This window comes from Chitinispirillales bacterium, assembly GCA_031254455.1.
Lineage (GTDB): Bacteria > Fibrobacterota > Chitinivibrionia > Chitinivibrionales > Chitinivibrionaceae > WRFX01.
Window position 1 is genome coordinate 1 of the sequence record JAIRUI010000120.1, and the last position, 10,061, is coordinate 10,061.

The 10,061-nt window shown below is 36.8% G+C and carries 11 protein-coding genes; 7 read left to right on the forward strand and 4 right to left on the reverse strand.

From position 1 onward, the window contains the following. The 4 genes from mreD to purM all read left to right on the forward strand — a co-directional run. Positions 1-455, forward strand: a 455-nt coding sequence (gene mreD, locus LBH98_09515; GenBank protein ID MDR0304983.1) for a rod shape-determining protein MreD, incomplete at its 5' end; no start/stop codon positions are given. 3 nt (positions 456-458) lie between these two features. Further along, positions 459-2,357: a penicillin-binding protein 2 gene (mrdA, locus tag LBH98_09520; protein ID MDR0304984.1), complete on the forward strand. Its 1,899-nt coding sequence runs from the start codon at positions 459-461 to the stop codon at positions 2,355-2,357. Beyond that, positions 2,354-3,682 (forward strand): rod shape-determining protein RodA, encoded by a 1,329-nt coding sequence (gene rodA, locus LBH98_09525; protein MDR0304985.1) that lies wholly within the window; start codon positions 2,354-2,356, stop codon positions 3,680-3,682. The genes mrdA and rodA overlap by 4 nt, the downstream gene beginning before the upstream one ends. Before the next feature lie 54 nt (positions 3,683-3,736). Continuing rightward, positions 3,737-4,798, forward strand: a complete 1,062-nt coding sequence (gene purM, locus LBH98_09530) for a phosphoribosylformylglycinamidine cyclo-ligase (protein ID MDR0304986.1) — start codon at positions 3,737-3,739, stop codon at positions 4,796-4,798. A gap of 167 nt (positions 4,799-4,965) precedes the next feature. On the opposite strand, the gene LBH98_09535 is transcribed toward purM, so the two are convergent. From LBH98_09535 to LBH98_09550, 4 genes are all read right to left on the reverse strand, one after another. Then, positions 4,966-5,328 carry a phosphatase PAP2 family protein gene (locus LBH98_09535; protein ID MDR0304987.1) on the reverse strand — a complete coding sequence of 121 codons (363 nt, stop codon included), beginning with the start codon at positions 5,326-5,328 and terminating at the stop codon, positions 4,966-4,968. Between the two features lie 258 nt (positions 5,329-5,586). After that, entirely contained in the window at positions 5,587-6,228 is a 642-nt protein-coding gene (locus tag LBH98_09540) for a ribonuclease HII (GenBank protein ID MDR0304988.1), read from the reverse strand. After that, positions 6,221-6,820 carry a phosphoribosylglycinamide formyltransferase gene (locus tag LBH98_09545; protein MDR0304989.1) on the reverse strand — a complete coding sequence of 200 codons (600 nt, stop codon included), beginning with the start codon at positions 6,818-6,820 and terminating at the stop codon, positions 6,221-6,223. The genes LBH98_09540 and LBH98_09545 overlap by 8 nt, the downstream gene beginning before the upstream one ends. Then, entirely contained in the window at positions 6,821-7,993 is a 1,173-nt protein-coding gene (locus tag LBH98_09550; GenBank protein ID MDR0304990.1) for a glycosyltransferase family 2 protein, read from the reverse strand. A 163-nt stretch (positions 7,994-8,156) separates the two neighbouring features. Here LBH98_09550 and LBH98_09555 point away from each other — a divergent pair, with 163 nt between their 5' ends. The 3 genes from LBH98_09555 to LBH98_09565 all read left to right on the forward strand — a co-directional run bounded on the left by LBH98_09555 (position 8,157) and on the right by LBH98_09565 (position 9,993). Then, the gene (locus LBH98_09555) at positions 8,157-8,432 is read left to right on the forward strand and encodes an HU family DNA-binding protein (GenBank protein MDR0304991.1); all 276 of its coding nucleotides are present in this window, start codon (positions 8,157-8,159) and stop codon (positions 8,430-8,432) included. A gap of 68 nt (positions 8,433-8,500) precedes the next feature. After that, entirely contained in the window at positions 8,501-9,253 is a 753-nt protein-coding gene (locus LBH98_09560) for a hypothetical protein (protein ID MDR0304992.1), read from the forward strand. Then, the gene (locus tag LBH98_09565) at positions 9,253-9,993 is read left to right on the forward strand and encodes a methyltransferase domain-containing protein (GenBank protein MDR0304993.1); all 741 of its coding nucleotides are present in this window, start codon (positions 9,253-9,255) and stop codon (positions 9,991-9,993) included. Before LBH98_09560 ends, LBH98_09565 begins: the two co-directional genes overlap by 1 nt. Positions 9,994-10,061: the final 68 nt, after the last annotated feature.

Below are 10,061 nucleotides of genomic sequence, written 5' to 3' on the forward strand. Positions count from 1 at the left end.
TACTTGTTCAGGCGGCGATAATTCCGAAAATTTCAATATTAGGTATAACTCCGGATATTATTGTATTTATGCTTTTTATTTTTTCAATAAAATACGGGCAAACGGCAAGTATTTGGGTAGGTTTTATTTTAGGTTTGTTCGTTGATATTTATTCGTCTGAAATTCTTGGAGTTAATGCTCTTGCAAAAACTATAATCGGCGGCGCGATAGGATTTTTTGACCGGAAAAATTTTATGGTCGGTTTGATTTTTCAACTAATTATTTTGGCTGCAGCGCTGATAATTAACGATATTATTATATACGTACCGAATATTTATCAAAACGGAGAAAATATTATGGAAATATACGAATATATATTCAAATTTTCTATTCCGAGAGCTATTTACACCGTGTTTTTAGCGTCTGTATTTTTTGTTGCGAAAGATTTATTTCTTCCCGCGAAATGGAGAACCTGATTCATGGCATCCGTTATTGGTGCGTTACCCGAAAAAAATTCCAGTGAGAGGGAACGTAAAAGTATTGTTTTGACATTTGGTGTGGTTTTTTTATTCCTTATCCTTATTCTTCGTTTATTTTTTATCCAAATTTTTGAAGGAGATAAAAATTTTGCACAATCGGTTGACAATCAGGTTATTCAAGAAATAATAAAAGCGCCGCGTGGATTTATTTATGACCGAAACGGTGTTATTCTTGCACAAAATCGCCCATCTTATTCTGTAGGAATTATTCCGGTTCTTGTTCCTAAAAAATACAATATTATTGAACCGCTTCTCAAGATAAAAGACCGAAACGGCGTTGCACTGTTTGATTCTACGGAGCTTGTTGAAAGTATATCAAGAATAAAAAGGCGCAGTTTGTCACAGTTTGCTGTTTTACAAGAAGATATTTCTTTTGATTATGTGAGTGTAATCAGCGAACATTCATCGCAATTGCCAGGAATAATAATAGAAACCAGTATGCGGCGTGATTATCCTGTCGGGATGAGTTGTTTTCATGTCATTGGGTATTTAGGCGGTATAGATCCGTCGCAACTTGATACTTTGAAGTTTATGGGATATGAAAAAAGTGATTTTATCGGTAAAGCTGGAATTGAAAAACAGTATGAAAATATTCTTCATGGGCAGGATGGTTTGCATTATATTGAAAGAAATGCACATGGGCGGCGGCTTAGGGTTGCAGAAGAATATCCGTTTAAAGAGCCGATCGGCGGTAGTAACGTATATTTGACCATTGATGCGAATATGCAAAAAATTACGTATGAATCGTTCGAAGATACGATGAAAGGTGCGGCGGTCGCTCTTGATCCGCGAACTGGAGAAGTTTTATGCATAGTAAGCGTTCCGTCGATTGATCCGAATATTTTTTCTTTAGATACGAAACTTCGCGAAGGACAATGGAAGAAAATCGTAAACGATCTCATGAAACCGCTTAACAATAGGGCGGTTGTCGGGACATATCCTCCCGGTTCGACGTTCAAACCGGTTGCGGCGCTTGCTGCGGTGGATAGTGCACATTTAGATCCCAACGCGAGATTTCCCAAGAGTTGTACGGGAGCGTTTAGAATCGGGAGCCGGGTAGCTAAATGCTGGTATCATAATGGACACGGAAGTTTGAATCTTTACGATGCTATTAAGGTTTCGTGCAACGTTTATTTTTATCAGTTGGGGCTGAGAGTAGGCGATAAATTGATAAATCATTATGTTGATATTTTGGGTATGGGTGAGAAAACCGGAATTGATTTGCCTGTGGAAAGTAACGGATATAAATCGGGAGAAGAGGCATATAACGAAAGATTTGCCAAAAGAAATTGGAAATGGTCGGAAGGACTTGTCCTTGATTTGGCAATTGGGCAGCAACAGATTTTTACTCCTTTACAGTTGGCGGTTATGGTTGGCGCACTCGGAAACGGGAAAGAAAGATATAAGCCATATCTCTTAAAAGAGGTAGTTTATGCAGATACCGAAATAGTGTTTCGCCGCGAAATTAGCGAAGAAATGTACTCGCTTGAGAGTATAAAGCCAAAATCAATAGAAATCGTAAAAAGAGGTATGAATAACGTGGTTGAAGAGGGTGGCGGAACCGGTCGACGTGCGCGGGTGGAAGGTATTCCCGTCGGCGGAAAAAGCGGAACGGCGCAGAATCCGCTTGGAGGAGACCATGCGTTGTTTATTGCGGCTGCGCCTATGGATAATCCTGTTATTGCTGTAGCTGTTGTGGTTGAGAATGTTGGCGGAGGAGGAAGCAAATTTGCCGCTCCTATTGTAGGGAATATTTTAAATTACTACTTTGACAATACGGAAGAAGGTCAGAAAATTGCAGCTAAATATCGAAAAATAAATAAAACGGAGTATAAATGATAAAACAAAAAGCGGAGAAAAAATCTTTTGATAAAATGTTTTTTATTACGGCAATTTTTTTATGGGTTATTGGAAATGCGCTTGTTTATAGCGCCGTTGCTACTCAAACAAGCGGACCGCTTGTAGGGATTTTCAAAAATCAAGTTATTTGGACGGCAATGGGAATATTTATCGTATTTGTAATGATCTCCGTTCCTACTCACTGGTATTATAAAATAACGCCTGTTATTTATGTTGCGACAATAATTTTGCTTATTATTGTTTTGGTAAAAGGAGTTTCGGTAAAGGGTGCAGGACGTTGGTTATTGATTGGAGGATTAAAAATTCAGCCCTCCGAATTTGCTAAAATAGGACTTTTGCTTGTGCTTGCAAGGTATTTTACAAAAAACGAAATCTCATTGCAAAATCCGATCTCGCTCGTTGTTCCGGCTCTTTTGATTTTAGTTCCTTTCGGTTTGGTTGTGAAGCAGCCTGACCTTTCTACAACACTTGCGCTCGTTTCAATGTCACTCCCGATTTTTTATTGGGCGGGAATGACGCTTATTGAGATTTTTTATTTGGTTTCACCGGTGCTTTCCACTATTTTTGCTATTCTGCCGCTTATTGTAATATTTGTCCAAAGAGGAATACCTAATTCTGATTTGGAAGTATTAGCCGATAACGTTCAAAATTCATATTTTGGAATTATTTGTGCTATTCCTTGGGCGATATTTTTTGTTCTTTTGTGTTTTGTATTGTATCGTTTTCGTTTAAATAAATTTCTTACCATAATTGTAGTATCCGTAAATCTTTTTTTTGCATCGTTAGCGACTTTAATCTGGGAAAATACGCTTGACCAATATCAAAAAGTTAGAGTGATAAGTTTTATTAAGCCGCAACTTGATCCAAAAGGCAGCGGCTATCAGGTAATTCAATCGGTAATTGCGATAGGTTCCGGTAGAATTTTAGGCAAAGGTTATCTTGAGGGAACGCAGGTTAATTTGGCGTATCTTCCCGAACAGCATACCGATTTTATATTTTCTGTTCTTGGCGAGCAGTTCGGGTTTATCGGTTGTTTTTTTATTATTTTACTATTCTTTTTGTTTGTAGCCAGAGCGTTGTATTCTACACGTTTTGTCAATGACAGATTTTTTAACATTATCATTGTAGGAGCGGTATCGTTACTTGTATATCATATTTTTGTAAATATTGCTATGGTTATAGGGCTTATGCCTGTAACAGGGCTTCCGCTTCCTTTTTTGAGTTACGGGGGTTCGTTTACGATTACGGTTTCAATATTGGTAGGTTTAATACTTAGCGCTAACGCCAACAACAGAAATTTGTAGCTTTTGCGGTAATTACTATTTCTCCTTAATATTTTATGTATAGAAGGATAAAAAATGACTTTTTTGAAAAAAACGGGAAAATCAATTTCGTATGCCGACGCAGGCGTTAATTTGGCGGCTTGGGACGATACAAAAGAAAGAATCGGCAAGCTCGTAAAAACTACTTATAACGATAAAGTAGTCGGGAAATTCGGACAATTCGGCGGAATGTTTAACGTTTCGTTTTTCAAAGATATGAAAAATCCGATTTTGGTAAGTTCGGTTGACGGTGTCGGCACAAAACTCAAAATCGCTGTAGAAACAGGCGTACATAATACTGTCGGATACGATATAGTAAATCATTGCATTGACGATATTTTGGTTATGGGGGCAAGACCGTTAGTGTTTTTGGATTATATTGCAACGGGAATTTTGTCGCCGAAAATTATAGAGCAAATAGTAAAAGGATTGTCACAAGCGTGTAGAGAAAGCAAAATTGCGCTTATTGGCGGTGAAACGGCGGAAATGCCGGGGATGTATCGAGAAGGCGATTACGATATTGCGGGAACGATTGTCGGCGTTGTCGATGAAGAAAAGGTAATTGACGGTTCAAAAATTACTAAAGGCGATGTGGTTATCGGGTTATCTTCAAGCGGATTACACACGAACGGTTATTCTCTTGCACGAAAAATTGTACGTGAAATTGCAAACAAAAAATATGACGACATTTTTGAACCGGAAAATAAGACGTTTGGGGAAGTTTTACTCCGTCCGCATCTTGCTTATACACCGCTTTTTTCCGCTATTAATAAGGGATATATCAAAGGAATCGCGCATTTGACCGGCGGCGGTTTTCAAAATAACATCGACAGAATTTTACCGGATTGCTGCAACGCGAGAATAAACATAAATTCTTGGATTCCGCTTCCGATTTTCAAGTTTTTAGTCGAGCGGGGTAATATGAAACTTGATGAAGCGTATCGTACGTTTAATATGGGGATTGGTCTAATAGCGGTAATCGCCAAAGAAGACGCACAAAAATTACTTAACGAACCGGATATTCGTCAGTTTGTTCCGGCGCAAATCGGTGAAATTGTCAATGGAAGCGGAGATGTGGAATTAGTAGGTGAGTGGTGATTTTTTTTGGGGTGTGAGACTGTACCAAAATTTGTGTAAAACATGTATATAATTACTACAATACTTTATTATATAGTGTCAAGTTAAAAATTTCGAGAGTTTTCACCAGAAGATAGATATTTGTTTTTTGCATAAGCGTATAGTGTTCTTAAAAGAAAATATCTCCGTTAAAAATACGCCAGAATCGCTATATGTCCTCCTGATTGGTTTGCGCCGACGGAAATCTGTACTTTTTCGTATGGCGTGGTAAATAAATGCGAAAATGTAATCCCTATTATCGCACCAGCCGCAACGTCCGTCCAATAGTGCCATCCCGACCAAACTCGTGAATATCCGACGGCGGACGCCAAAACATACGCCGGAATTCCCGCACGCCAACCGTATCGAGCATGCCAATAAGCCGCTCCCGAAAATGCCGCCGCGGTGTGTCCCGATGGAAAAGAATCGCCGCGTTTATTTTGGTCTTGAAACGGTCTCGGGCGTCCCACAGCATATTTTAGCGAATAAGACAAAATTGCGGTTGAACCCATTGAAAAAAACCAATTTTTCAATCCTTCTTTATCGTGAATTATGAGAGAGTATGTTCCAGCCGAAAGCGGAATTGCGATCTGTAAAATATCTCCGGCGTGTGTAAAAAACGCGTCTTCTCGCTGTTCTTTCAAAGATTCGGAAAAAGATAACGAAATCGAAAATAACACGACAAAAAATATGGTAATTTTTGCAAAATATTTTTTAATAAAAGCCCCTTTTTAAGTTTCAGCAGCCAGAATATAATCTTTTTCGACTTTCTAAAACATTTTTATTTGCTCAATTCCAATATTTTTGCAAAAAGACAATCTATGAATCGGTGAAATTCCAAATTTTTTTATCGCCTCATAATGTTCTTTTGTGGGATATCCTTTGTGTTTTGCAAAATTGTATTCGGGGTATTTCTTGTTGTAATTTTTCATAATTCTGTCACGTACAACCTTTGCCGCGATACTTGCGGCGGCTATGCTTGCGCTTTTTGCATCGCCTTTAACTATAGTTTCCTGAAATTTTTTATCAATCTGCGGAACAAATTTGTTCCCGTCGATAAGAGCGCAATTCCATTTCATTTTTAATGACGATAAACATTTGTACATTGCAAAAAGCGAGGCGTTGAGAATATTTTTTTCATCAATTTCTTTGTGTGAAACGCAAAATACGCTGAGCGCCGCCGCTTGATTGCAAATTTCCCCAAACAACCTTTCGCGCGTTTCTTCGTTTAATTTTTTTGAATCGTTTAACTGCGGCAAATTTTCCCGTCCCGACAATATAATCGCCGCCGCCACAACCGGACCTGCAAGCGGACCGCGTCCGGCCTCGTCGCTACCGACGATAATTCCATAAATTTTTCTTTTTTGCTCATCGAAATCAAACAATATTTTTTCGTCAAACGTTTTATTCATCAGCGATTTTCGCTCTGCTTCCATCAATAATTACACGATTTTGCGAAAACGCTTTAATTACTTTCCATAAAGAATCGTGTTCTTCAATTAAAATTCGTTTCGCCAAGTCTTGCGGTGTGTAGTTATTTTTTACATCTACAGCCTTTTGAAACAAAATCGCTCCGTTGTCATATTTTTCATCGACCAAATGAATCGTTAGTCCGCTGATTTTTACCCCTTTGTCGATGACCGCTTTATGAACAAATTCACCGAACATTCCTTTTCCGCCAAACGCCGGAAGCAGTGACGGATGAATATTTATGATTTTGTTCTTGAATGCAAAAATTATTTCATCGGGAATTTTTTTTATATATCCGGCAAGTACAATTAAATCAATTTTTTTTGCAAGGAGAACATCCAAAATTTTTTTCCGATTTTCTTTGTTCGCATAAAAAACTTCAATATTTTCGGATTTTGCCGTTTCTACAACCGGCGCAGTCTCGCTGCTGCTCACGATAAGCGGAATTTTTATTTTCAAATTTCCAATTTTCACCTGTTTCAAAACAGCTTCAAAGTTGCTTCCGCGTCCGGACACAAAAAATGCGCAATTCATCTATAATTTCTCCGTTTTTTTGACTTTTCCATCCCAAAAATTCATAAAATACCTATATCCGCTCCAATCAATAACGCCAATAAACGCGGTTTTTATCACGCAGATGCACACATTGAAAAGTGACAGCGGCGCATAAAAAACGAACGGAACTATTTTACTTTTTACTCCATATAAACAAAACATAGTCGCAAACCAATAAATTCCACCCAAAAAGAAAATCGGTAAAAGCAAATTCGCAATGTCAAATTTAACAATGGCAAGAATTACAATTATTGTAATTCTTACAAACATGAAAAGTGAAACAAGTGAAAGTAAAATAGCAAAAAACCATGAAATTCTTTGATGATATTTGAGATATTGTACTTGACGTACGAACCATTTCTCCGCTTTAAAGTAAGAATTTATCGTATCGTCAGTGTCGGTTATCGCATCAAAACAAAACTCGATTTTCTTTTTGTTTTTTACCAAAATTTCGGCAAGCGATAGATCGTCGACGCTCGTTTCGATCCAGCGCTCACGAATTTTCAAAGCATCGTAATCTTTTTTTCTTATCGCCATTGAACCGCCCCAAAGCCCTGAATTAAATAATTTCGCCGACATAACAAAAAGTACAAACAAAACATAATTTTGAAAGCTATGAACAATTGCACCTATGTTACTTGTTTTGGAATAAAGCCAACGAAATCCGCTTGCCGCCGTAATTTTCTCGTTTTCAAACGGACGAATTAAAGAATCAAGCCAGTTGGACTTCGGTGCAATGTCGGAGTCGGCAAAAATAAAAATTTCTATATTTTCGCCGGATTTTTCGACCGCGCGAACCAAATTCAAATTTTTTTGCCCACAAAATTTTGTTTGTTCGGAAACGACAAGCGTCCCTTTTTTGTAGAAATCAATTTTTTGACGAATAACGCCGACTGCGACGTCAGTTTCGCTTTCTACCGCAAAAAAAAGTTCATAATTAGGATAGGGGAGTTCGAAAAATCGCTCAATGTTTCTTTCAAAATCGTCCGTAATTCCTTTGCAAGGGATAAAAATTGCGCATTTGGGAGTAAAATTTTTTGAGCGGTATTTTTTAGCGTACTTTTTTTTGAGAAAGAACGCTAAAAACGATAACGCTATCAAAAAAAGCGGAAGCGTTATACTTAAAATCAATTCTCCAATTTGTATATTCATAATAAAATAATAGTTTCTAAAAATTCATATTAAAATAATAAAATTTGTTATTAATTAAATGAATTTTTATTTTTTATTTAAATTTATACACTATTACGATAAAAATATATTATATTATTGATTGTGTATGGTTTCATTCAAAACAATTAACGGAGGGTTTATTATGAACAAAAGCGAATTGGTTTCGGCGGCTGCGGAAAAAACAGGGCTTGCAAAAGGTGATGTTGAAAAAGCATTGGGTGGGATTCTTGATGCAATTAAAGAATCGGTGATTAAAGGCAATGCCGTCCAACTGATTGGTTTCGGTTCTTTCGAACGTGCGGAAAGAGGAGCTAAAAAAGGGTTCAATCCAAAAACAAAACAGAAAATTGAAATCCCTGCATCAAAAACTGTTCGTTTTAAAGCAGGTTCTGCATTTAAAGAAGCGGTTAATAAGTAATATTTATTTTTTACTTGTATTAAAAAAAAGTTTCTTGTTATGAGAAACTTTTTTTAATATGGAATTTTATGCATAACATTGGGATGCAAACACTACTTCCAATACTTAATAATAATAGTTTTGCTCAGATTTTAAACGATTTTACCGGGCTGGATATCGCAATATTCGGAAGCAGCAGGTTAAAAAAAACTTGGCGTTTAGAAAAAAAAGTGGGCAAATATTCGCTTATTATACCTAATTCATTCGCCTATGTCCCGGACGAAATAAAAAAGGCTCTTTTATGTTGGGCGCAAATTATCATAGAACAAAAATTTAATAGACGAAATGCAAATATAACAGCAAAAAAACAAATTAAAAAATTGGAAGACAAAATTTACGCGTTCATAAAAGACGAATTTGGATTTGATGAAAAAAGAATTATTATCGCCCCGCAAAAAAAATTTCGATATACCGACGGAAAGAAATTTGATTTAACAGATATTTTCAACAAACTTAATAACGAATATTTTGACGGTGCGTTAAAATGCTTTTTCAGATGGGGGAAAGTAGGAAGTAGAACGTCATATCACACAATTTGCCGAGACGAGCGAGGCGTCCCTTTTCATTTAATAACAATCGCCGGTTTATATAACCTGCATTCTGTTCCGGATTTTGCCATAGAATCAGTTATGTACCACGAAATGCTTCACATTGCTTATCCGCCGGAAATTTCCGGGATACGCCGTAATGTTCATCATAAGCAATTTCGCGAAAAAGAACGGCAATTTCCCCACTACGAAGAATGGAAAAATTGGCAAGGAAAAGACGAAAGGAGGTGTTGATGAATAACTGTGCGGTGTTTTTCGGCTCAAAAACTGCCGGATACGAACAAAATGCGAAAATTCAAAATGAAATTACTAAAGAAACGGTCAAATTTTGCATCGAAAAAGTTCCTGAATTCAAAAACGGCTTATGGCTTGATTTGGGAAGCGGAACCGGATTTGCACGAAAAAAACTCGTTGGAATTTTTAGAGAAATAAACATAATTTCTTTTGATATTTCTCTTATACCTCTTCTGCAAAATGAAAACAGTGTCTGCGGAGATTTTGATTTTTTCCCGTTTTCGGACAATTCTTTCGATAAAATAATTTCCTGCTCGGCTCTTCAATGGAGTAAAAATATTAAAAAAGTTTTGCAAAATTTATTTAACGCTATTAAAATTGACGGGAAATTGATAATCGCAATTTTTGGATACGGAACGCTTGAGAAATTACAGTTTTTGCAAAAAAAATTCGGAATAAAACCACTCGTTTCATTTTATAAACAAGAATTTTTGGAAGAAATTTTTCAGGAAGTCGGGTTTGGAGTCACCGCAAAAAATGAAAATATTTTTTTGCAGAAATTTAATTTCGCATATGATGCGCTGAAAAGTATTTCAAAAATCGGCGCGGCAAGCCACGACGGCAACATTCTTTCGTCAAAAAGTCTTAAAGAATTTGTTTTACAATACGAAAAAATGTTTGAAGACAATGAAATTATTCACGAATATAAAACGTTTTTCTACATTTTGGAAAAAAGATGAAACCGTCCGCCCAAAATCGTTTTGAATACGAATTGGAAACGCTTTCAAAAAATTCCCAAATGCGTTTT

Bases quoted from the DNA above. Each gene is read 5' to 3' on its own strand.
- mrdA (MDR0304984.1), top strand. From the start codon at position 459: ATGGCATCCGTTATTGGTGCGTTACCCGAAAAAAATTCCAGTGAGAGG.
- rodA (MDR0304985.1), top strand. From the start codon at position 2,354: ATGATAAAACAAAAAGCGGAGAAAAAATCTTTTGATAAAATGTTTTTT.
- purM (MDR0304986.1), top strand. From the start codon at position 3,737: ATGACTTTTTTGAAAAAAACGGGAAAATCAATTTCGTATGCCGACGCA.
- LBH98_09535 (MDR0304987.1), bottom strand. From the start codon at position 5,328: ATGGGTTCAACCGCAATTTTGTCTTATTCGCTAAAATATGCTGTGGGA.
- LBH98_09540 (MDR0304988.1), bottom strand. From the start codon at position 6,228: ATGAATAAAACGTTTGACGAAAAAATATTGTTTGATTTCGATGAGCAA.
- LBH98_09545 (MDR0304989.1), bottom strand. From the start codon at position 6,820: ATGAATTGCGCATTTTTTGTGTCCGGACGCGGAAGCAACTTTGAAGCT.
- LBH98_09550 (MDR0304990.1), bottom strand. From the start codon at position 7,993: ATGAATATACAAATTGGAGAATTGATTTTAAGTATAACGCTTCCGCTT.
- LBH98_09555 (MDR0304991.1), top strand. From the start codon at position 8,157: ATGAACAAAAGCGAATTGGTTTCGGCGGCTGCGGAAAAAACAGGGCTT.
- LBH98_09560 (MDR0304992.1), top strand. From the start codon at position 8,501: ATGCATAACATTGGGATGCAAACACTACTTCCAATACTTAATAATAAT.
- LBH98_09565 (MDR0304993.1), top strand. From the start codon at position 9,253: ATGAATAACTGTGCGGTGTTTTTCGGCTCAAAAACTGCCGGATACGAA.